General features: G+C 61.4%; 17 protein-coding genes. 9 read left to right on the forward strand and 8 right to left on the reverse strand.

The features are described 5' to 3' along the window. Window positions 1–35 precede the first annotated feature (35 nt). Window positions 36–1,646 (reverse strand): di-heme-cytochrome C peroxidase, encoded by a 1,611-nt coding sequence (locus MRS74_RS11935; protein WP_306421995.1) that lies wholly within the window; start codon window positions 1,644–1,646, stop codon window positions 36–38. Between the two features lie 532 nt (window positions 1,647–2,178). Between MRS74_RS11935 and MRS74_RS11940 the strand changes: the two genes are divergently transcribed. The 4 genes from MRS74_RS11940 (at window position 2,179) to MRS74_RS11955 (ending at window position 7,383) form a co-directional block, all read left to right on the forward strand. Further along, window positions 2,179–3,471: an imelysin family protein gene (locus MRS74_RS11940; protein ID WP_254580519.1), complete on the forward strand. Its 1,293-nt coding sequence runs from the start codon at window positions 2,179–2,181 to the stop codon at window positions 3,469–3,471. Between the two features lie 245 nt (window positions 3,472–3,716). Further along, window positions 3,717–5,186, forward strand: a complete 1,470-nt coding sequence (locus MRS74_RS11945; RefSeq protein ID WP_254580520.1) for a di-heme oxidoreductase family protein — start codon at window positions 3,717–3,719, stop codon at window positions 5,184–5,186. Next, on the forward strand, window positions 5,187–6,269 hold the full coding sequence (locus tag MRS74_RS11950; protein WP_254580521.1) for an imelysin family protein: 1,083 nt from the start codon (window positions 5,187–5,189) through the stop codon (window positions 6,267–6,269). It begins immediately after the preceding gene. After that, window positions 6,256–7,383, forward strand: a complete 1,128-nt coding sequence (locus tag MRS74_RS11955) for a DUF1513 domain-containing protein (protein ID WP_254580522.1) — start codon at window positions 6,256–6,258, stop codon at window positions 7,381–7,383. Before MRS74_RS11950 ends, MRS74_RS11955 begins: the two co-directional genes overlap by 14 nt. 21 nt (window positions 7,384–7,404) lie before the next feature. Here the strand turns inward: MRS74_RS11955 and MRS74_RS11960 are convergent, their stop codons facing one another. The 6 genes from MRS74_RS11960 to MRS74_RS11985 all read right to left on the reverse strand — a co-directional run bounded on the left by MRS74_RS11960 (window position 7,405) and on the right by MRS74_RS11985 (window position 14,422). Beyond that, window positions 7,405–9,813, reverse strand: a complete 2,409-nt coding sequence (locus MRS74_RS11960; RefSeq protein ID WP_254580523.1) for a Lon protease family protein — start codon at window positions 9,811–9,813, stop codon at window positions 7,405–7,407. Between the two features lie 100 nt (window positions 9,814–9,913). Further along, on the reverse strand, window positions 9,914–10,738 hold the full coding sequence (gene aroE / locus MRS74_RS11965; protein WP_254580524.1) for a shikimate dehydrogenase: 825 nt from the start codon (window positions 10,736–10,738) through the stop codon (window positions 9,914–9,916). Beyond that, window positions 10,738–11,655: an oxygen-dependent coproporphyrinogen oxidase gene (gene hemF / locus MRS74_RS11970; RefSeq protein WP_254580525.1), complete on the reverse strand. Its 918-nt coding sequence runs from the start codon at window positions 11,653–11,655 to the stop codon at window positions 10,738–10,740. The genes aroE and hemF overlap by 1 nt, the downstream gene beginning before the upstream one ends. A 23-nt stretch (window positions 11,656–11,678) precedes the next feature. After that, complete coding sequence (gene tsaC / locus MRS74_RS11975; RefSeq protein WP_254580526.1) at window positions 11,679–12,236, reverse strand: L-threonylcarbamoyladenylate synthase type 1 TsaC; 558 nt, start codon at window positions 12,234–12,236, stop codon at window positions 11,679–11,681. 18 nt (window positions 12,237–12,254) lie between these two features. Then, window positions 12,255–13,373 (reverse strand): DNA-processing protein DprA, encoded by a 1,119-nt coding sequence (gene dprA, locus MRS74_RS11980; protein ID WP_254580527.1) that lies wholly within the window; start codon window positions 13,371–13,373, stop codon window positions 12,255–12,257. Window positions 13,374–13,387: 14 nt separating this feature from the next. After that, window positions 13,388–14,422, reverse strand: coding sequence for a LysM peptidoglycan-binding domain-containing protein (locus MRS74_RS11985; RefSeq protein ID WP_254580528.1), 1,035 nt, complete (start codon window positions 14,420–14,422; stop codon window positions 13,388–13,390). Between the two features lie 159 nt (window positions 14,423–14,581). Here MRS74_RS11985 and def point away from each other — a divergent pair, with 159 nt between their 5' ends. The 5 genes from def (at window position 14,582) to MRS74_RS12010 (ending at window position 20,298) form a co-directional block, all read left to right on the forward strand. Next, a complete protein-coding gene (gene def, locus MRS74_RS11990; RefSeq protein ID WP_254580529.1) occupies window positions 14,582–15,100 on the forward strand; it encodes a peptide deformylase in 519 nt (172 codons plus the stop codon). A gap of 75 nt (window positions 15,101–15,175) precedes the next feature. Continuing rightward, complete coding sequence (gene fmt, locus MRS74_RS11995) at window positions 15,176–16,141, forward strand: methionyl-tRNA formyltransferase (protein WP_254580530.1); 966 nt, start codon at window positions 15,176–15,178, stop codon at window positions 16,139–16,141. Next, on the forward strand, window positions 16,138–17,436 hold the full coding sequence (gene rsmB / locus MRS74_RS12000; RefSeq protein ID WP_254580531.1) for a 16S rRNA (cytosine(967)-C(5))-methyltransferase RsmB: 1,299 nt from the start codon (window positions 16,138–16,140) through the stop codon (window positions 17,434–17,436). Before fmt ends, rsmB begins: the two co-directional genes overlap by 4 nt. Before the next feature lie 22 nt (window positions 17,437–17,458). Continuing rightward, window positions 17,459–18,835 carry a Trk system potassium transporter TrkA gene (gene trkA / locus MRS74_RS12005; RefSeq protein WP_254580532.1) on the forward strand — a complete coding sequence of 459 codons (1,377 nt, stop codon included), beginning with the start codon at window positions 17,459–17,461 and terminating at the stop codon, window positions 18,833–18,835. 14 nt (window positions 18,836–18,849) lie between these two features. Then, a complete protein-coding gene (locus MRS74_RS12010; protein ID WP_254580533.1) occupies window positions 18,850–20,298 on the forward strand; it encodes a TrkH family potassium uptake protein in 1,449 nt (482 codons plus the stop codon). Window positions 20,299–20,381: 83 nt separating this feature from the next. On the opposite strand, the gene MRS74_RS12015 is transcribed toward MRS74_RS12010, so the two are convergent. Then, window positions 20,382–21,275 (reverse strand): lysophospholipid acyltransferase family protein, encoded by an 894-nt coding sequence (locus MRS74_RS12015; protein WP_254580534.1) that lies wholly within the window; start codon window positions 21,273–21,275, stop codon window positions 20,382–20,384. Between the last annotated feature and the right edge of the window lie 117 nt (window positions 21,276–21,392).

Genomic DNA, 21,392 nt, shown 5'->3' on the forward strand with positions numbered 1-21,392 from the left:
CTTACCAGCTACGTCAGTTGTTCCAGGGGCCGCGATCAGAGGCTTTTCAGGTACTCGATCAGGGCCATACGCTCTTCTTCACTCAGGCTGGTGCCATAGACATGGCCGCCATTGTCGTTACCCGCAAGGCGGGTATCGAAGCGGTCACCGCCGGCATCATCCACATAACCCACCGCCACCGGATCCAGTTCGCGGCTGCCCAGCCCGAAGCTCGCAGGTCGCTGTTCAGGCGGCAGCAGCAGGGCGTGCAGGTTCGGCACCGAACCGTTGTGCAGGTAGGGCGCCGAGGCCCAGATGCCGCTCAGCGGCCGGGCCTTGTAGAATTCGGGGTTGCTGCTGACCTGGGTGCTGTAGACCGCGTGATAGCCCTCGAGCGACGCCCTGACGGCATCCAGCGGATGGCGCAGCGTAGCGCCTATGGCTGCGTGAACCACCAGGTCGACGGTGCGGGCCTCGGCGCCGAAAGCCGTGCCGGCCAGCACCATCTGGTCGCGCCCCTCTAGCACCCCGGTGGCGGCGGTGGCGTCAATGAAGTTGCGTGCCATGGTGACGTCGGTGCCAATCTCGGTCAGCGGCACCAGGGTGGCGCGCAGCTCACGGTCCGGCTGCTGGCGATCACTGAGCGCATGACAGCGCAGGCAGTTGTCGCGGTACAGGGTCTCGCCACGCTGGCGCAGGGTCTCGTCCAGCGCGCCGAACACGGCGACCGGCCAGCGGGGTGCCTGCAGATGGTAGAAGTGATCCTGCAGGGTGCCGAGGTTGAGCAGCTCGACCGAACTCGGATAGCCGGCGGTCCCCGAATAGTCCTTCAGATCGGCGGTGCCATAGACGGCCAGTGCGGTGGTGACGTTCTGCACCAGGGGCCCCGGGGCCTGGTTCGGCGCCGAACCGTTCCACTGCACCAGGTCCAGGTGCGGGGCATCCCAGAGGAAGGGGAAGCTGACCGGCGCATTGGCCGGCCGTGCGTTGGCGGGCAGACCAAGCAGCTCGACCGCAACCGTATTGAAGATCTGCCCGAAGGCATCGAGCCGGCCCGGGCCATAAGGCGTATCGGACGCATTGGTACGCTGGCGCTGCTGCAGGTAGCCCAGACGCTGCTCCAGTTGCCCCCGCAGCACAGCTGTGTCGGCCGGCTGTACGCCGCCTGCGAAGCGAGAAAATTTCTGCGCGTCGCCGAGCGTCGCCATAATGGCATCGACCAGTGCCTGCTCCAGGCCGCTGTAGTCGATCAGCGCCGCGCCACCCTCGATCAGCACCTGCTGTCCCTGGTAACTCAGCTCGCCGGTATGACAGGCGGCGCAGGTGAGGCCCGCCCAGACCTCGCCATTGTCGTCTGTGGTGCGGCTGAAGCCGATCGGCAACGCATCGGGGTTGGCGGCACTGACCCCGGTCGGGATGAAGCCCAGGCTGTCCAGGTAGCCGTCGCTGCGCAGCAACTCGGTGCTGTCGGCGCGCTCCAGGTGCAGCAACCAGGCGTAGGGAAGAATGCGGGAGCCGAAGCTCAGGTGATGCACCTCGTCGCGCGCCGCCGCATCCCAGCCCTGATCGAGCTGCACAGGCGCTGCGGCAGCCATGGCGAGACTGCAGGCCAGGGCTGCGGGGAGACTGAGTGCAGCGGCCAGAATCGCGGTGGTTGTCTTTTTCATGCTCCGTCCCTGGTGGCCTAGCGTCAGGCGTTGGTTTTGGCGATATTCCGCAGGCTCCGGCTCCCCGCGTGATTAATGCAGCGCGGGGTAAAGCGCTGCGTTCGGTCAGAAGCCCCAGCAGCGGGTCTATGGCATCGACGGGCTAGCAGCCTGGAGCGGGGAATACCGCGCCATACCGGCCGGCCAGACCCAGAGTCTCGCAGAGCTTGTGGATGCCTTCAATCTTTTCGTGACCGCCGCTGCCACTTGAAGCGCCCCGTGCGGGCGTATCGCACCAATCTCGGAAGCCGCTGCACCGCCAGAATCTGCAGGATGGGCGGGAGGGCTTCGGCTCCCCTGGGGGCGGCCGCCACCAGCCTGGCCGTGGAAATTTTGATTTTCTACAGCAATACAATTGGTTAGTTACAATAGAGCGCCTGAAAAGACGTGGATTCCCGGTATTGATTCGCGCCAACCGGATACCACTATTGATAACAGTTCGCATTCCGTTTAGCATTTGCGCCAATATTCGCTGAGCCCGGGAACACGCACAATGCCATTCAATCGCACCCTGATGTCCCTTTCACTGGCCTGCATGCTGGGCTCAACGCCGGCCATGGCCGCCGGAACCGATACGCCCATGGATTCACAGGCCATAGTGACGCACTATGCGGATCTGGCCCTGGCAACCTACAGCGACGCCCTGACAAGTGCCCGTGCCCTGCACAGTGCCATTGAACAGCTGATCAGCACGCCAAGCGAGCAGACATTGCAGTCAGCCCGCATGGCCTGGATCGCGGCCCGCGTGCCCTACCAGCAATCCGAAGCCTTCCGCTTTGGCAACAGCCTTGTCGATGACTGGGAAGGCCGCGTAAATGCCTGGCCACTGGACGAGGGTCTGATCGATTACGTCGCCTCGGACAGCTATGGCGAAGAATCGGATGAAAACCCCTTCTACAGCGCCAACATCATCGCCAACCCCAGCCTGAAAATCGGCGGTCGCACCCTGGATGCCAGCACAATCACTCCTAAGCTGCTGTCCGCGTCACTGCATGAAATTGACGGCGTTGAATCCAATGTCGCCACCGGCTATCACGCCATCGAATTTCTGCTCTGGGGTCAGGATCTGCACGGCATGACACTGGGTGCCGGCGAAAGACCCGCCACCGATTACGACACCGGCAACTGCACCGGCGGCAACTGCGACCGTCGCGGCGACTATCTGCGCGCCGCCAGCGCATTGCTGGTACAGGATCTGGAAGAAATGGTGGCCAACTGGCAGGCCGAAGGCGCCGCCCGTAGCGAACTGACCGCCAAGCCGGTGACCGAGGGCCTGGCCACCATCACCACTGGCATGGGCAGCCTGGCCTACGGCGAACTGGCCGGTGAGCGCACCAAGCTGGGGCTGATGCTGCATGACCCGGAAGAAGAGCACGACTGCTTCTCCGACAACACCCACTGGTCGCACTTCTATGATGCCAAGGGCATCCAGAATGTTTACCTGGGCCAATACAGCCGTATCGACGGCAGCCTGATGCAAGGCCCCTCGCTGGCGGCACTGGTGGCCAGCGTCGACCCGGAACTGGACAAGCGCCTGCGCCTGCAGCTGGATCAGACTCAGCTGGCCGCCCAGCTGATGGTGGATTCCGCCGCAGCCGGCGAGCCCTATGATGTGATGATTGCGCCCGGCAATAGCGCCGGCGGCGCCCGCATCCAGGCCTTCGTCGATGCCCTGATCGCCCAGACGCGCACCACCGAAGAAGTGATTTCCCGCCTTGAGCTGGGGCAGGTCAATGTTGAAGGCTCCGACAGCCTGGACAACCCGGCCGCCGTACCGGCCCAGTAATACATCTGCCCAGGAGACTGCATGACAAGTGCCCGGCGGCCAATGCCGGGCACTGTCCTGACCCCATGAAACCTTGCAGCCTGTTGGACTTACCACTGATCTACGGCGGAAAAGCCGACTTTGGTTATTTTATGTACTCTTTTTTGTTAAATAGAACCACTATTTGCCTCAAAAGAACTCAAAAACTAACTCAAATCGGTCTTTCCCTCGCTACGACCGGCCAAGCCCGACAGGCTGCTAGCCTGTTGAGTGCTGCACTGCTGCTCGGCCCGGCCATGATTGCTGCGGCGGATGTCGCTCGCCCGCAGTCTGAACCTGCGCAGCCACAAACCGGGTTGGCTTTCGCGACACAAGTTCAGATCCTGACAGAAAAGCCCCCCGGCGACGCAACCACCAAAAGGCGGTCGGCGTCCTCGGGCGCCTTTGACGACAGCGCGGCCAATCTCGCCTTTGACGACAGCATGACCTTTGTCCTCGGGCGGGCCATTTTCCGCAAACTCTGGGTTTCGTCCCCATCCTCGACCACCGCCAGCGATGGTCTGGGCCCGCTGTATAACGCCCGCTCGTGCCAGCGCTGCCATCTAAACAACGGCCGCGGACGCCCCCCCGAAGGTCCGCATGACAGTACCGTTTCACTGTTTCTGCGCCTGAGTATCCCTGCGCACAAGGACGCCGACCCTGAAGTGCTGCGTCGCCGTGGCGTTATACCGGAGCCCGTCTACGGCACCCAGCTGCAAACCTTCGCCGTGCCGGGCATGGCGGCTGAGGGGCAGCTGCAGGTCAGCTACGAGGAAAAGCCTGTGGCGCTGTCCGGCGGTGAAGAAGCCTGGTTGCGCACGCCAAGCTACCGAATACTGACGCCGGCCTATGGCCCACTGCACCCCGAGCTGCAGATATCCCCGCGCATCGCGCCCGCCATGGCGGGACTCGGCCTGCTGGAGCAGATCAGCGACGCCGATATTCTCGGCCTGGCTGATCCCGATGATGGCAACGGAGATGGCATCTCCGGGCGCCCCAACCGTGTCTGGGATCAGGCCCGCCAGACCACGCGCCTGGGGCGCTTTGGCTGGAAAGCCGGCAACCCGAGTCTTGCGCAACAGAACAGCAGCGCGCTGCAGGGCGATATCGGCATCGGCAACCCGCGGTTCCCCCTTGCCAGCGGCGATTGCAGCCCAGGGCAGATCAGCTGTCTGAATGCCCCCAACGGCAATACGCCTGAACAGGATGGCCTCGAAGCCTCGCAACAGATGCTCGACTGGCTGCTGTTCTACAGCCAGCATATAGCCGTAACGCCACGCCCGGCTGCCGCCGACCCCGAAGTTCAGGCCGGCCAGAAGCTGTTTAATGACGCCGGCTGCGCCGCCTGTCACCAGCCGCACTTCGTGACCGCCGAGAATCCGCAACTGCCGGCGCTGAGCCGCCAGTCCATCTGGCCTTACACTGACCTGCTGCTGCACGATATGGGGGCGGGTCTGGCGGATGAGCGCGCCGAATTCGCCGCGAACGGCCGCGAGTGGCGCACCGCGCCGCTCTGGGGCATAGGCCAGACCGCAGCGGCCAGCGGACACCCTTATTTTCTGCACGACGGCCGCGCCCGCAGTCTGCTTGAAGCCGTGCTTTGGCACGGCGGCGAAGCCCGCGCTGCCCGCGAACAGGTCGCCACCATGCCGGCCTCTCAACGAACTCAATTGATACGTTTTCTGGAGTCACTCTAAATGCACAGTTTCACTCGACTCGCCCAGCTGCTGGCAGGCTCAGGCCTGTTGCTGGCAGGCCTGAGCCAGGCGGCAGCACCCATCGACTGGGAAGCCTTCAATGCCAGTACCATTAGCGGCCATATTCAGCCCCGTTACCAGCAACTGGCGCATCAGAGCCAAACGCTGGCCGAGACGACCGCGCACTGGTGCAATGCCCGCAGCAGTGACGACTTTAACCAGGTGCAGCAGGCCTTCGAGAACAGCCTGCAGGCCTGGCAGGGCATTCAGCACGTGCAGTTCGGCCCGGTCCAGCTGCTGATGCGCAACTACGGCATCCAGTTCTGGCCTGATCGCAAGGGCATCACCGGGCGCCAGCTGCAAGCGGCGCTGAACGGGCCTGACGCCGGACAATACGACGACGCTTTCTTCCACCAGGCCAGCATATCGATCAAGGGCTTTCCGGCCCTGGAGCGGCTGCTCTACAGCACCGATGCCCTGAGCCAGTTGCAGCGGCACCCCCATGCCTGCGCCCTCGCCACCGCGATCAGTACGCGACTGGCGCAGACCGGCCAGGAACTGGCAACCGAGTGGCAGACGCTGGCATTAGATGACCAGCGCTCGGAGAACGATGATGGCACGACCGCTAGCGTACCCGATCTCAGCCTGAATCTGCTGCGCGCCCTGGTCCAGCCCGTCGAAGTCATCCGCGACAGCAAGCTCGAAGCGGTGCTGGGTGAGGATCAGACCGGTGCCCGGCTGCAACGGGCCGAAAACTGGCGCAGCGGCCAGTCGCTGGCCAGCATCGCCAGCAACCTCGAAGCACTGCAGGATCTCTATGCCGGGGGCGAGCCGAGCCTGGACCGTATACTACGCACTCAGGGCGCCACTGCGCAGGCCGATCAGATCGGCGCACTCTTCACCCAGGCCCGAGCCCAGCTGGCTGCCGTAGCAGGGCCTCTCGCCGTTGCGCTGGAAAACGCCGACAGCTATGGCCAGCTGCGTGCCCTGTCAGCCACGCTGAAATCACTGGATGAGGCGCTGTATGACGCCATGCCTGCCATCGATGCACAACTGGGATTCAACAGCCGTGACGGGGATTAATCGACGCCAGTTCAGCCTGCTGCTGACGGGGCTTCTCGGCGCCCCTCATTTGCTGGCCCAGCCGGTACGCCCAGCCACCCCTGACGAGCAGGGCTGGCTGCTGGCCAGCGCCGCCACCGATGCTCAGCAGCACTGGCTGGTGGTCAGCGATGTGCAGGGTCAGCTGCGCCTGCGCCACAGACTGCCGGCGCGGGCACATCATGTGGCAGCCCACCCCACCGAGCCCTGGGTTGCGGTGGTGGGCAGGCGCCCCGGCCGCTATATCGACGTGGTGGATTACCGCAGCCAGGCACTGGTTCGACGCATCGAGCCCGCCAGCGACCGGCACTTTTATGGCCATGCGCTGTTCAGCCCCGATGGTCGCTGGCTGATCGCTACCGAAAACGCGGTGCGCGATGGCAGCGGGCGCGTCAGTATTCGCGATGTCCGGGATGACTTTCGTACCGTCGCCGACTTAAGCAGCGGCGGCATTGGCCCGCATGAGCTGCTGCTGGATACCGCTGGTACCGGCCTTATCGTCGCCAATGGCGGCATCCTTACCGAGGGCCGGCGTAAGCTCAATATCGACAGCATGCAGCCGTCTCTGGCCTATATCCGGCTCGGCAGCGGCACCCTCAGCGAACAGGTGTTTCTGCCGCCCCAGAGGCACCAGCTCAGTATTCGCCATCTGGATCGAAGCCCCGACGGTACGGTTGTCATCGCGATGCAATATCAAGGCAACCCCGCAGACGATCAGCCACTGGTGGCCATGCACCGGCGCGGCGAGGCGCTGCAACTGCTGCATGCCCCGGCATCGGTCAATCGCCGAATGAGCCAGTATTGCGGCAGTGTGCGGATCGACAGCAGCGGCAGGGTCGCGGCGGTCAGTGCGCCACGCGGAAACCTGATTACGTTCTGGGATATCGCCCAGAGCCGCTACCTGAGCAGTATCGAGGTACGCGATGGCTGCGGCATTGCCGCCACGGAGGAACCTGAAACCTTTATCGCCAGCAGCGGCAGCGGTGCGCTGTACCAGCTGTACCCGCGCGACGGGCTGCGCGAGCGGCTGATCCAGGACATGCGGCTGGACCGCCTGGCCTGGGACAATCACCTCTGTGCCTTTCAGAGGGTCTGAGAGGCACAGAGCAGGAGCGCCTCAGGACGAGGACGAATTGGAATTGGAGTTCGAGGAGGACGCCTTGGCCGCGGCGATCTCCCGCAACCGCTTGGTCACCGCATGGTTGACACTGCGCTGCGTGAAACTGCGGTCGGGTTTGCTCTTGCCGGCAGAGCGGCCCATCAGCACCTCGAGGCACTGGTCCACGGTGTCGACGGCATAGATATGAAACCTGCCGTCGGCCACCGCGTCGGTCACTTCCTTTTTCAGCATCAGATTGCGCACATTGGCACGGGGGATGACGGCGCCATGCTGGCCGGTGAGGCCGCGGGTTTCACAGAGCTTGAAGAAACCCTCAATCTTCTCGTTCACACCGCCAATGGCCTGCACCTCGCCGTACTGGTTAATGGAACCGGTAATGGCATATTGCTGCAAGATGGGTATGTGGGTCAGTGCCGATATCAGGGTGCAGATCTCGGCCAGGGAGGCGCTGTCACCGTCTACATAACCGTAGGACTGCTCCAGGGCGATGCTGGCCGACAGGGTAAGCGGAAAGTCCTGGGCGTATTTGTGCCCCAGGTAACCCGACAGGATCAGCACCCCCTTCGAATGGATTGGCTGACCGAGCGCCACTTCACGCTCGATATCGACGATGCCGCGATTACCCGGGTGCACAGTGGCGGTAATGCGCGCCGGCGTACCAAAGGAAACATCGCCTACCTGCAGCACGGTGAGGCCGTTGGACTTGCCCACGGCCTCACCCTGGGTATCGATCAGCACCGTCTGATTCATAATGCTGTCCAGAATTTTCTGCGACAGGCGACCGGTGCGTTTCTCCTTCGCCGCCAGCGCCATTTCGACGTGCCGGTCACTGATCAGCTCATCGCCCGTCTTGACGCGCTTGTAATCCGCCTCGCACAGAAGATCCACCAGCTCACCGATATGGGCCGACAAGAGCTCCTGATCCGCTGCCAAACGCGAGCTGTGTTCCACCAGACGCGCCACGGCGCGCCGGGTCAGCGGCGCCAGGCCTTCTTCATCGGCCAGGGTCTTGAGCAGGCGGGCGTAGTTGCGAATACTGGAGGGCTTGCGCTCGACGTCCTCGTCAAAGTCGACCACCACGCGGAACATCTTTTCAAAGTCATGATCCAGTTCCTGCAGCAGGTAGTACATGTCGCGGCCACCGATCAGCACCACCTTCACTTTCAGCGGTATGGGCTGCGGGCTCAGGGTAATGGTGCTGATGCCGGTGTACTCGCTCACCGGATTCTCGATACGTATTTCATGGGCCTTGAGGGCCCGCTTGAGCGCACCATAGACATAGGGCTGCTCCAGCAGTTTCTCCGCTTCCAGCACCAGATAGCCGCCGTTGGCGCGGTGCAGAGCGCCCGGGCGAATAAGGCTAAAGTTGGTGACCATGGCACCCATGTCCGAGTTGTACTCGATACGCCCGAACAGGTTTTCATAGTTGGGATGACTTTCATGGATAACAGGCGCGCCCTTGGTCTTGCCGTTATCCACCAGCAGATTCACGCCATAGGTGTCTTCCATATAAGCCTTGCGTGCGGCATCAGGCGCTTCGAGCACCTTGTCGTCACCGGCAATTTCGCCGCTGTTGCGCACCAGGCTGACTTCCAGTCGGGTCAGGTACTCGGGCACGCCCGAGACATTGGCGTATTTTTCCTTCAGCGGCTGAATCAGTGGTGCCACAGCGTGCAGGGCGGTTTCCCGGTCCAGCCGGCGCAGCTGCTCGGCGGCTTCGCGGCGCCATTTCGGCAGTTCGGTCAGGCTGTCGTTGAGGCAGTCTTCCAGCTGTGAAATGGCGCGGGAAAATGTCTCGCGTACGTCTTCCGGCAGCAGCGAAAATGCCGCCTCGTCCATCGCCTGGCCTTCGGCCACGGGCATAAAGCCGATGGTGCCGGATTCCCGAAACAGCGCAATGCTGTGCTCACGAGCCTGACGCTCAACACCTTCGATTGCCTGATCGTAACGGCGGTTGAAATCCCGTTCGATACGGCTTTTCTGGCGCTGATAACCTGGGTTTTCAAATGCGGCAGGCAGCTCGGTCAGGGTCGCCTCGATCATGCGCCCGATATCCTTGCGGAACTGGCCGGCCTTGCCGGCGGGAAACTCCATCACCTGGGGGTAACGCGAATCGGAGAGGTTGTTGAGGTAGCACCAGTCCTTGAGGCGGTTGCGCTCCTTTTTCGCCACGTTGCGCAGGCTTTCCATGGCAAAGGAAAAACGACCGGTATGGGGGTTGCCCATCACAAACAGGTTGTAGCCGGGACGGCGCATGCCGACTCCAAACTCCATCGCCTCAATGGCACGTTCCTGACCGAAAAAGCCGCTAAAGGGCTCCAGGGTTTCGGTGGTTCGAAACGGCAGCAGGTCCGCTTCGCAGGTACGATAAAGCGCTTCTGGGGCTAACGGCTTCAGCTTTTCCATGCAACAACTCCACCGGGGCATTTCTAGTTGTTATACCTTCCGGCGGGGTCGGCTTGCAAGGCAGCGGGCCTGCATCCGTGCCTTGCTTATCGTTTTTTAATCAATCAGTTAAGGAATCACGCAGGGTATCGACCAGACACCGGGTCTCAGGCTTTACTCCGCGCCAGATGCGAAAGGACTCCGCCGCCTGCTCCACCAGCATGCCCAGGCCATCAAGCACCTTGGCGGCACCCTGCTGTTGCGCCCAGCGACCAAAAACCGTGACGTCAGCACTGTACATCATGTCATAGCACCAGCCCGCCGACGCCAGAACGCCCGCGGGCAAGGGGGGGACTTCACCCTGCAGGCTGGCGGCGGTGCCATTGATGATCAGATCGAAGGACTGGCCCGCAAGATCGCCAAAGCCACAGCCCTGTACGGGGCCCAGGTCGGCAAAGAGCGCTGCCAGCTCGGTCGCCTTGGCCGGCGTGCGATTGGCGATCACCAGCTGTTGCGGCTGCTGTTCAAGCAGCGGCTGTATAACCCCACGCACGGCACCGCCGGCACCGAGCAGCAGCACCCGCGCATTGCGCACGCTGCCACCGTGGTTCTGCACAATATCGCGTACCATGCCGATACCGTCTGTATTGTCACCGCAGAGACGCCCCTCTGCATCGCGGTACAGCGTGTTGACCGCGCCGGCCAGCTCCGCCGCCGGACTGCGCCATTGCGCCGCCGCCCAGGCCTGCTGCTTGAACGGCACCGTAATGTTCAGGCCCTTGCCGCCGCGGCTGAAGAAATCCTCCACCGCCACGGCAAAACCGTCTTCGGGTACGAGCACAGCATCATAGGTCAGCTCCTGACCGTTCTCACTGGCAAAGCGGCGATGGATCTGCGGCGACTTGCTGTGCGCGATCGGATTGCCAAAAACCGCGTACCTGTCCATCACGCCATCTCCAGCCAGTTGTGCGGCTTGAGGTAACGCTCGTACAAGCGGGCTTCGGCACTGCCGGGCTCCGGCTTCCAGTCGTAACCCCAGCGCACCTCCGGCGGCAGCGACATCAGGATAGACTCGGTGCGCCCGCCCGACTGCAGACCAAACAAGGTGCCACGGTCATACACCAGGTTGAATTCCACATAACGACCACGGCGATGCAGCTGGAAATCCCGCTCCTGCTCGCCATAGTCGATATCACGACGTTTCTCAATGATCGGCACATAGGCTGGCAGGAAGGCATCACCAATGGAACGCATCAGCGCAAAGCTCTGGTCAAATCCCAGCTCGTTCAGATCATCGAAAAACAGGCCGCCGATGCCCCGCGGTTCATTGCGGTGCTTGATATAGAAGTAGTCGTCACACCAGGTCTTGAAGCGTGGATAGATCTCGGGTCCAAAGGGATCACAGGCCTTCTTGGCCACCTGATGCCAGTGCTGACAATCTTCGTCATAGCCGTAGTAGGGCGTCAGGTCGAAACCGCCGCCAAACCACCACACCGGTTCTTCACCTTCCTTTTCGGCCAGGAAGAAGCGCACATTGGCATGGGATGTAGGTACATGGGGGTTGTGCGGGTGCAGCACCAGCGACACGCCCAACGCCTGAAAGGTTCGCCCGGCCAGTTCCGGCCGGTGGGCCGTGGCCGAGGCGGGTAGCTGATCACCATGCACATGGGAGAAATTGACACCCCCCTTTTCAAACAGCGCGCCGTTATCCAGCACGCGGGTACGGCCGCCACCGCCGGCTTCGCGCACCCATTTGTCGGTCTGAAAGCGCTGCTGCCCGTCGGCTATTTCCAGGGTTGAGCAGATCAGGTCCTGCAGCTCCAGCAAATAAGCCTTTACCGCCATAATATCGGGTTGATTCATCCGGTCACCATGTAAGTAAATACTTACCTTCTGATTAGTTGATTACTGCTGAGGTCACAAATTTGTGTGGGCCGCCCAAGATCACCCAGCGATCCAGGCACCACGTAATCGAGGCCAGCACCGAAGTAGGTATTCACTTTCAGCTTTGAGCGTGCAGGCGCCGCCGCACTGCGGTTGGCCGACGTTGAAACGATGGGCCCGCCATAGGAGGCGCAGAGCGCACGCACGACAGGATGGGCACTTACCCGCACAGCAACGCTGGCATGGCACCCGCGAACGCCCTCGGGCGCCCAGCCTTTGGGGTCGGGAATAAGCCAGGTCACGGGCCCCGGCCAGCTGGCCTTTAGCTGCTCCAGCTGGGCATTCGAAAGACCCTGCAATAAGGGTTTTATCTGGCCCATATCGGCGGCCACCAGTATCAGCCCCTTGTGCATGGGGCGTCGCTTGAGTTCGAGCAGTCGTTCAATGGCGGCGGCGTTGAAGGGATCGCATCCCAGTCCCCAGACCGCCTCAGTCGGGTAGGCGATAACACCGCCGCCACGCAATGCACGCAGCGCCTGATTCAGGTGCCAGTTGTTCATGAGTCTTACCTGAGCGATTTAGGTATCGGCCGAGCAGCGGAGATAACCCCCCGGTACGGGCTCGATAACGCCTTTCAATTCCAAAGAAACCAGTAACGGCATTAATTCCGGTGTTGGCAGGCCCGTCAAGGCCACCAGCTGGTCAATGTCGGCGATATCATACCCCATTTTTTCCAGCAATTGCGCCTCGGCCGCGGGCAGCACCGGGGCGGGAACAGGGCTGCTGCTCTGGGCGGCGTAGAAGCCCAGCAATGCAGCCAGCGGTTCCAGTACATGGGCCACGGTTTCAACCAGCACCGCACCTTCACGGATGAGCTGATGGCAACCATGGGCGGCCGGGTTCTGAATACTGCCGGGAATTGCGAACACCTCGCGCCCCTGTTCCAGCGCCATGCGGGCCGTGATCAGGGAGCCACTGCGTGGCGCCGCCTCAATCACCAGCACACCGGCACAGAGGCCGCTGATAATGCGATTACGTTTGGGGAAGTTGCCGGGTAGCGGCCGGCTGCCCGGCAGGAATTCGGACACCCAGGCGCCCCCGGTATCCAGAATGCGCTGCGCAAGGGATGCGTGGCGCCGCGGATAGACCTCATCAAGCCCGGTACCGAACACGGCGATACTGGCGCCCTGGCGATCAACCGCACCCTGGTGTGCGGCGCCATCGATACCCAGCGCCAGACCGCTGGTTACAACCATGCCAGCCTCGCTCAGTGCGGCGCTGAACTTGTAGGCATTGGCAACACCGGAGCGGCTGGCATGGCGGCTGCCCACCAGTGCCAGCTGCGGCATCGCCAGGCAATCGGCATCACCGCGTACAAACAGCAATGGCGGCGGGTCCGGAATTTCCAGCAACAGGGCAGGGTATTGAACATGATCGGGTGTAAGGCAGCAGGCATCGCCGTCTTCGAGCCATGCCAGGCAATTTTCCAGGCGATCGAACAGGGGGCCGCTGCTGTGATCGAGGGAATCCATCGCCCGCAGCGTAGCTGTGCGGGCTCCGACAAGACGTAGCGCCTCGGGGTCATGCAGGAAGAGTTGGGAAGGAGAGATACCGGCTACCGCAAGCCTTTTGAGCCCTATGGCACCAACGGCGGGCAGGAGGCTTGCAGCAATCCAGTCCCTTGGATTGCTGCCCATAGATTATTCCAGGATCAGGGTTCGAAGACCTTGTCGCCCACCGACATCACATTGCTGGCATTTAGCACCAGGCCGTAGCTGACCTTGTCAAAGACCTTGAACAGCATTAGCAGACCTGCACGCTCGTCCGGCAGGGCTATGCGCTCACCGGTGACCGGGTCCCGTACATTCTCGCCGGTACGGTAGATCGACATGACGTTACCCGGTTCCACCGAGTCCCTTGCGCCAACATTGACGGCAACGGCATTGTACTGGCCAATCTTGGCCACCCCCCCCAGTACCGAGAGGATCAGACCTTCGGTGCCTTCAGGTACAGCCGAGGGCTGAAACAGCGACTGGATGCGGCTTTCCTCAATGGGCAGCACACGGTCCAGCAAGCGAACTTCCTCACGGGTCTTGCGCAGATCCAGCGTGATGATGTCCTTCTCCTGGGCCGGAATCGCGGTATCGGCAATTTTGAGCATTTCATAGCCCAGGAATTCGCCGGTCAGCGGATCACGGTATTCGGTAGCCGGACGATACAGCGCCTGCAGCTTCTCGTCGGACTTCAACTCACCGCGGGCATAAACGCGATCGCCGGCACCGGCAAGAATCCGATCATTGCGGCCACCGACCACATAGGGCGCATTGTTCAGCAGATTCTCGTCGGCCACCAGATGGTCAGACAGGAAGGCGATAATGTCTTTCAGGGGTATGGCCGGAATCGCATCATCCAGCGGCGAAACCCGCGCCTTTGGACTCAGTCGGTTACCACCCTGGCGCAACGACAGGCGCGGCTGGCCGTTTACCCAGCTCAGATAGATAATATCGCCGGGATAAATCAGATGCGGGTTATAGATCTGCGGGTTAACGTCCCAAACATCTGGCCATTGCCAGGGATGTTGCAGAAAGCGACCGGAAATGTCCCAAAGTGTGTCGCCCTTTACGACGATATATTCAGTTGGATAATCCTCACGCAGCTGAATTCTGTCTTTTCGTACTTCGGCATTAGCCACCGATACGGTGAGAAGCAGCAGACAGGTGAGCAGTCCGCACAGCAGTTTCTTCATACCCAAATCCCTTGTTAGAACTACCCCAGAAGCGTCGCTTTTCCAGCGTGGCCGATAATATAAGGCGCAATGCAATGAGCAGCGATATCAGTATAATAGGCTGATAGCTGAATTTCGCCATTCACGGCTCACTTTGAACCCTAGTAATTATCGGACCTCATGGCAAAACTACCGATCCTCGAATTTCCGGACCCGCGTCTGCGTACCATAGCAGAATCCGTCGAAACGGTTACTGAGAATACTCGTCAGTTGATCGACGATATGTTCGAAACTATGTACGACGCACCGGGTATTGGCCTGGCCGCAACACAGGTCAATGTGCACCAGCGCATCATTACCCTTGATATTTCCGAAGAGAGCGATGAGCCCCTGGTGCTGATCAATCCCACCTTTGAAGTGCTGGACAAGGAACTTGAGCGCATGCAGGAAGGCTGCCTGTCGGTGCCCGGTTTCTATGAAAATGTCGAAAGGCCCAATCATATCCGCGTAAAGGCACTGGATCGCGATGGTAACGCCCTCGATTTCGAAGCCCGCGACCTGTTGGCCGTGTGCATCCAGCATGAAATCGATCACCTTGATGGCAAGCTGTTTGTCGATTACCTGTCGCCCCTCAAGCGCACCCGGATTCGCGGCAAGCTGGAAAAGAAACACCGCCTGGAAGAAGGCCAGCCCGTCTAATCCGACCCTGGCGTTTGCAAGACTTGCAGGCGGGCCCCGGCCCGCTGCAAATCGTTTTCACAAGGGAGCCCCCTGATGCCCGAGCCGCTGAGAATTGTCTTCGCCGGCACACCCGACTTTGCCGCAGCCAGCCTGCAGGCCCTGTTTGAAACCCACCATAAGGTTATCGCCGTCTATACCCAGCCCGACCGTCCTGCGGGACGTGGACGCAAGCTGACCCCGAGTCCGGTCAAGAAGCTGGCGCTGGAGCAGGGTATAGAGGTTTACCAGCCGCTTTCGCTCAAGAATGCCGACGCGCAGCAGGAACTGGCCGCGCTCAAGCCCGACCTGATGGTTGTGGCCGCTTATGGTCTGCTGTTGCCCAAAGTAGTGCTGGAGATACCGCGGCTTGGCTGCATCAACGTGCACGCTTCGCTGCTGCCGCGCTGGCGCGGTGCCGCCCCCATACACCGGGCACTGCTGGCCGGTGACAGCGAGACCGGCATCACCATCATGCAGATGGATGTGGGCCTCGATACCGGCGATATGTTGCTCAAGACACAGTGTCCGATCCTGCCCGACGACAACAGCGGCGCACTGCATGATCGCCTGGCGGCGCTGGGCGCCAGCACCCTGACGCAAAGCCTCGCGGCAATAGAGGATGGCAGTATCAGCAGGGATGTGCAGGACAACGATCTGGCCTGCTATGCCCACAAGCTCGAAAAGCAGGAAGGCAACATCGACTGGCAGCAAAGCGCCGACTATCTCGAACGCCAGGTTCGCGGTCTGTCGCCCTGGCCGGTCGCTTTCACCCAGCTTGAGGGCACGACCCTGCGCATCTGGGCCGCCAGCGTGCAGAACAATACCCAGAGCGGCATCAGTGACGCCTTGCCCGGCACTGTGATCGCGGCAGACAAGGACGGCATTTGCATCGCCTGCGGACAGGGAACCCTTCGCATTACACGACTGCAATTGCCCGGCGGAACCCCGCTCAGCAGCGCAGACATTATGAATTCCAGGCGTGAGACCTTCCGCCTGGGCACGAGGCTTGGAGCCGCATGAACCTTAGAACACTGGCCGCCCAGACACTGGCCCCCCTGCTGCAGCACCGCGGCTCCCTCAGTGCAACGCTTCCGACCTCACTCTATACCTGCGTGCCGCGGGATCGCGCGCTGCTGCAACAACTCTGCTACGGCACCATGCGTTTCGAGCCCAGACTCGCCCTGATCGCCGAACACTTGCTGCAAAAGCCGTTTCGCGACAAGGACGCAGATCTGCAGGCACTGGTTCTGCTGGGGCTTTACCAGCTCGATCAGACCCGCATTGCCGACCACGCCGCTATCAGCGAAACCGTCGATGCGACCGAAGATCTGAACAAGAACTGGGCTCGCGGGCTGGTCAACGCCGTGTTGCGTCGCTTCCAGCGCGAGCGTGACAGCATTATGGAAACCCTCGGCGACAACCCGCGCCTGCAGTACAACCATCCTGACTGGATGATTGGCAAGCTGCAGCAGAACTGGCCTGACCACTGGCCCCAGATCATGCTGGCCAACGACCAGCCCGCACCCATGACATTGCGCCTCAATACCAGGCTCAGTACGCGCGAAGCCTATCTCGAACAGCTCTACATCGCCGGCATCGAGGCCACCCCAGGCGCCTTTGCCGAAACCGCCATATATCTCAACCAGGCCTGTGATGTCACCGAACTGCCGGGCTTTGCTGAAGGCCTGGTCAGCGTGCAGGACGAAGCAGCCCAGCTGTCAGCCCCCTTGCTCGACCTCAAGCCCGGCCAGCGGGTACTGGATGCCTGCGCCGCACCCGGCGGCAAACTGTGCCACCTGCTGGAGCATGAACCCGGCCTGGGTAGCGTGGAAGCCGTCGAGCTCGACTCACGCCGTGCCGAGCGCATTCAGCAGAACCTGCAGCGTCTCAAGCTGAACTGCACCGTCACTCTGGGCGATGCGTCCAGCGAAAAATGGTGGGACGGGCAGAGCTATGACCGCATCCTGATTGATGCTCCCTGCAGTGCCACCGGTGTAATCCGGCGCCACCCGGACATCAAGTACCTGCGCCGCAACGAAGACCTGAAGCGCCTTGCGGATCTGCAGCTGAGCATTCTGCGCAACTGCTGGCACATGCTTAGCCCGGGCGGCAAACTGCTGTACGCCACCTGTTCTGTGTTCCCGCAGGAAAACGAGCGTCTGCTCGCCCGCTTCATCAAGGCGCAGCCGGATGCCCTCCACCTGCCCATCGAAGCGGACTGGGGCCATGCACGGCCACTGGGACGACAGCTGTTCCCGCAACAGGATGGGCACGATGGTTTTTACTACGCTGTACTTGAAAAACCCGCCAACTGATCAGGGCAGGCCCCGCTGACCTATGAAAATCATCCTACTGGGAGCCGGCCAGGTCGGCGGCACCCTGGCAGAAAACCTTGCCATTGAAGCCAACGATATCACCATTGTCGATACCGACAGCGCGCGCCTGCGCGAACTGCAGGATCGGCTTGATATTCGTACCATCGAAGGCAAGGCCTCCTACCCCAGCGTGCTGGAGCGCGCCGGGGCCCGGGATGCGGACATGCTGATTGCCGTCACCAACAGTGACGAAGTCAACATGATCGCCTGCCAGCTGGCACACACCCTGTTCAATACCCCGACCAAGATTGCCCGCGTGCGTGAACACGACTACCTGCGCAAGGAAGGGGAGATTTTCAAGAATCAGGCCATCCCGGTGGATGTTCTGATCAGCCCGGAACAGCTGGTAACCCAGCATATCCAGCGCCTTATTCAGCAGCCGGGCGCACTGCAGGTACTGGACTTTGCCGAAGGGCAGGCCCAGCTGGTGGCAGTAAAGGCCTATTACGGCGGCCCACTGGTCGGGCGCGAAATATCCTATCTGCGTACTCACATGCCCGCCGTGGACACCCGCGTGGCCGCGATTTTCCGCCAGGACAGGCCGATCATCCCCCAGGGCAATACGGTGATCGAGGCCGACGACGAGGTATTCTTCATCGCCGCCAGGCGTGACATCCGCGCCGTAATGAGCGAACTGCGCCGGCTCGACAATCCCTACAAGCGACTGATAATCGCCGGCGGCGGCAATATAGGCGCCCGCCTGGCCGCCAATATCGAAAACCAGTTCCAGGTCAAAATCATCGAGCGGGGCATCCAGCGCTGCAACACCCTGGCAAAGACCCTCGAGAACACCATCGTCCTGCACGGCAGCGCCTCGGATCGCGATCTGCTGATTGAGGAAAACATAGAAGACACCGATGTTTTCCTGGCACTGACCAACGATGACGAAGCCAATATCATGGCCTCAATGCTGGCCAAGCGGCTCGGAGCCCGCACCGTGATGACGCTGATCAACAACCCCGCCTATGTCGACCTGGTGCAGGGCGGCGTGATCGACATCGCCATTTCGCCCCAGCAGACCACCATCAGCGCGCTACTGACCCACGTGCGTCGTGGCGATGTGGCCGCCGTGCACTCGCTGCGCCGTGGCGCCGCTGAAGCCCTGGAAGCGGTTGCCCACGGCGACAGACGCAGCTCCAAGGTGGTGGGGCGGGCGATCGAGGACATCGATCTGCCACCCGGCACCACCATCGGCGCCATCATCCGTAACGACGAGGTACTGATCGCCCACGATGATGTCGTGATCGAGAATGGCGACCACGTCATCCTGTTCCTGGTAGACAAGCGCCGCATCCGCGACGTCGAGCGTTTGTTCCAGGTTGGTCTCGCCTTTTTCTGAGCGGCAAGCACCCCATGCGCTATAGAGTCATTCTAAAAATTCTCGGCATCCTGCTGATGATATTCAGCATTACCATGCTGCCTGCGCTACTGGTGTCCTTTATCTACGAGGATGGGGCACACCAGTCCTTCGTTGCAGGCTTTGCCATTACGCTGCTCACCGGTTTCTTTCTCTGGCTGCCGGTGTACCGCGTGCGGGAGGATTTGCGTACCCGCGACGGCTTCCTGATTACGGTGCTGTTCTGGACCGTACTGGGGCTGTTCGGGGCCGTGCCGCTGATGCTGGCGGACTATCCGCACTTACGCGTTGTGGATGCGGTATTCGAGTCCGTCTCGGGGCTTACCACCACTGGCGCCACCGTGATGACGGGCATCGACTGGCTGCCGCCGTCCATCCTGTTTTATCGCCAGCAGCTGCAATGGCTGGGCGGCATGGGGATCATAGTGCTGGCCGTGGCGATACTGCCGATGCTGGGTATCGGTGGCATGCAGCTATACCGGGCGGAAACGCCCGGGCCTGTGAAAGACTCGAAACTCACCCCGCGTATCACCGAAACCGCCAAGGCACTCTGGTACATCTATCTGTCGCTGACGATAGCCTGCGCACTGGGTTACTGGCTAGCCGGCATGACCCCCTTCGATGCCATTGCCCACAGTTTCTCGACTGTCGCCATCGGCGGCTTCTCGACCCATGACGCCAGCATTGGCTACTTCGACAGCCCGGTGATCGAAGGCATCGCGATCTTTTTCATGCTCGTGTCCGGGGTCAATTTCGGCCTGCACTATTTCGCCTGGCGCCAGCGCTCGATCAGTCACTACTTCCAGGATCCGGAATTTCGCTTTTACCTGACGCTGCTTGGCGGTACCGCCCTGATCACCTTTATGGTGCTGGCGCTGACGCAAACCTACGCGGTTAACGAAGCCCTGCGCCGGGCGGTCTTCATGGTTGTGTCCATCGCCACGACCACCGGTTTCTCCACCGCAGACTTCGCCAACTGGCCGGTCATGCTGCCGTTCATGCTGTTCGTTACCGCCTTCGCCGGCGGCTGCGCGGCGTCTACCGGCGGCGGCATGAAGGTCATCCGCATCCTGCTGATTCTCAAACAGGGCTACCGCGAGATCCAGCGCCTGGTACACCCCAGCGCTATCATCTCGGTCAAGGTGGGCAACAGGCCCATTTCTGACCGGGTGCTGGAAGCGGTCTGGGGATTCTTTTCGGTCTATATGCTGGTATTTGTACTGATGCTTCTGGCGCTGCTGGGCACCGGGCTTGACCAGGTCACGGCCTGGTCGGCGGTGGGGGCCACGCTGAACAACCTGGGCCCGGGCCTGGGGGATGTATCGGTACACTTTGGCAGCCTCAACGACACCGCCAAGTGGATACTCTGCTTTGCCATGCTGCTCGGGCGCCTTGAGGTCTTCACACTGCTGGTACTCTTTACCCCCATCTTCTGGCGCCGCTAAAACACCACAGGGGCCGCCAGGCCCCTGTTATTCCAAACACATGCGAGTCAGAGCCGCAGCGCAATACGGCAACCCCTAAGCCCCTATCCGTAACGTCGCGGCTGCCCTTCAGGGCGGCGACTGAAGCGACGGTATTCCCACTGATACTGGCTCGGCAGGGCCCGCACACAGGCCTCCACCGAGCGGTTCATCGCAGCGGCAGCCTGCTCCAGATCCGGATTGTCCAGCCCGGCCTCGGCTTCGCGAAAATACACCCTGAACCCCTCGCCATTGGGCAGTCGCTCGGCGTAGCCACAGATAACCCTGGCTTTCGTCTGCCGTGCCAGCTGCGGCAGTAATTTCATGGTGAGCGCGTCAATACCGAAGAAAGGTGCAAAGACTCCGCTCTGCTCGTCCGGCTCCTGATCCGGCAAAATGCCCACCATTTCGGTCCGCTTGAGCGCCTTCATCACCATACGTACGCCTGAGGCATTGGCCGGCGCCATGCGCGTGCCCAAGCGCGCGCGCATGCGCTTGACCAGATCATCCATCAGTTTCAGGCGCGGCGGCTTGTACATCGCCGTGAATGGGTAGCGCTTGGACAGGTACAGGTTCAGTACTTCCCAGTTACCCAGGTGCGGTGCAATCAGAATGATGCCGCGGCCCGCGGCCAGGGTCTCGGTAATCAGTTCTTCGCCTTCAACCGAACGAATATTCTTCAGGCTGCGTTGCGGCGACCAGAGCCAGGACATGCCCATCTCGGCCAGGGATCGACCGGTTTCGGCCAGGCTGGCAGCGATCAGTTTTTCCTGGGCCTGGGCATCGAGTTCAGGGAAGCAAAGTTCAATGTTGCGCCGCGTATTGCCGGCCAGCTTGCTGTTCGGCTTGTGCAGTTGCCGGCGACCAAACCAGGCCCCCAGAGACTGGGCCCATTTAAGCGGCAGCAGTGCCAGCACGCCCAGCACCAGTATGGCTAAAACAGCTCTTGCTTTGTCCAATGCAATGCCCATCCCAAGCGTTGTTTCCGGAGTCGCACAGTATATCGAATATCACGCAGCCTGCGGCAGCGACGACGGTGTTCATCGGTTTTGGCTGCAGCCTGGCATTTTCCCAAT

It is taken from the genome of Marinobacterium sedimentorum (assembly GCF_024267675.1).
GTDB lineage: Bacteria > Pseudomonadota > Gammaproteobacteria > Pseudomonadales > Balneatricaceae > Marinobacterium_A > Marinobacterium_A sedimentorum.

Coding starts and splice junctions, on each gene's coding strand:
- MRS74_RS11935 (WP_306421995.1), bottom strand. CDS start 1,646: ATGAAAAAGACAACCACCGCGATTCTGGCCGCTGCACTCAGTCTCCCC.
- MRS74_RS11940 (WP_254580519.1), top strand. CDS start 2,179: ATGCCATTCAATCGCACCCTGATGTCCCTTTCACTGGCCTGCATGCTG.
- MRS74_RS11950 (WP_254580521.1), top strand. CDS start 5,187: ATGCACAGTTTCACTCGACTCGCCCAGCTGCTGGCAGGCTCAGGCCTG.
- MRS74_RS11960 (WP_254580523.1), bottom strand. CDS start 9,813: ATGGAAAAGCTGAAGCCGTTAGCCCCAGAAGCGCTTTATCGTACCTGC.
- aroE (WP_254580524.1), bottom strand. CDS start 10,738: ATGGACAGGTACGCGGTTTTTGGCAATCCGATCGCGCACAGCAAGTCG.
- hemF (WP_254580525.1), bottom strand. CDS start 11,655: ATGAATCAACCCGATATTATGGCGGTAAAGGCTTATTTGCTGGAGCTG.
- tsaC (WP_254580526.1), bottom strand. CDS start 12,236: ATGAACAACTGGCACCTGAATCAGGCGCTGCGTGCATTGCGTGGCGGC.
- dprA (WP_254580527.1), bottom strand. CDS start 13,373: ATGGGCAGCAATCCAAGGGACTGGATTGCTGCAAGCCTCCTGCCCGCC.
- MRS74_RS11985 (WP_254580528.1), bottom strand. CDS start 14,422: ATGAAGAAACTGCTGTGCGGACTGCTCACCTGTCTGCTGCTTCTCACC.
- def (WP_254580529.1), top strand. CDS start 14,582: ATGGCAAAACTACCGATCCTCGAATTTCCGGACCCGCGTCTGCGTACC.
- fmt (WP_254580530.1), top strand. CDS start 15,176: ATGCCCGAGCCGCTGAGAATTGTCTTCGCCGGCACACCCGACTTTGCC.
- rsmB (WP_254580531.1), top strand. CDS start 16,138: ATGAACCTTAGAACACTGGCCGCCCAGACACTGGCCCCCCTGCTGCAG.
- trkA (WP_254580532.1), top strand. CDS start 17,459: ATGAAAATCATCCTACTGGGAGCCGGCCAGGTCGGCGGCACCCTGGCA.
- MRS74_RS12010 (WP_254580533.1), top strand. CDS start 18,850: ATGCGCTATAGAGTCATTCTAAAAATTCTCGGCATCCTGCTGATGATA.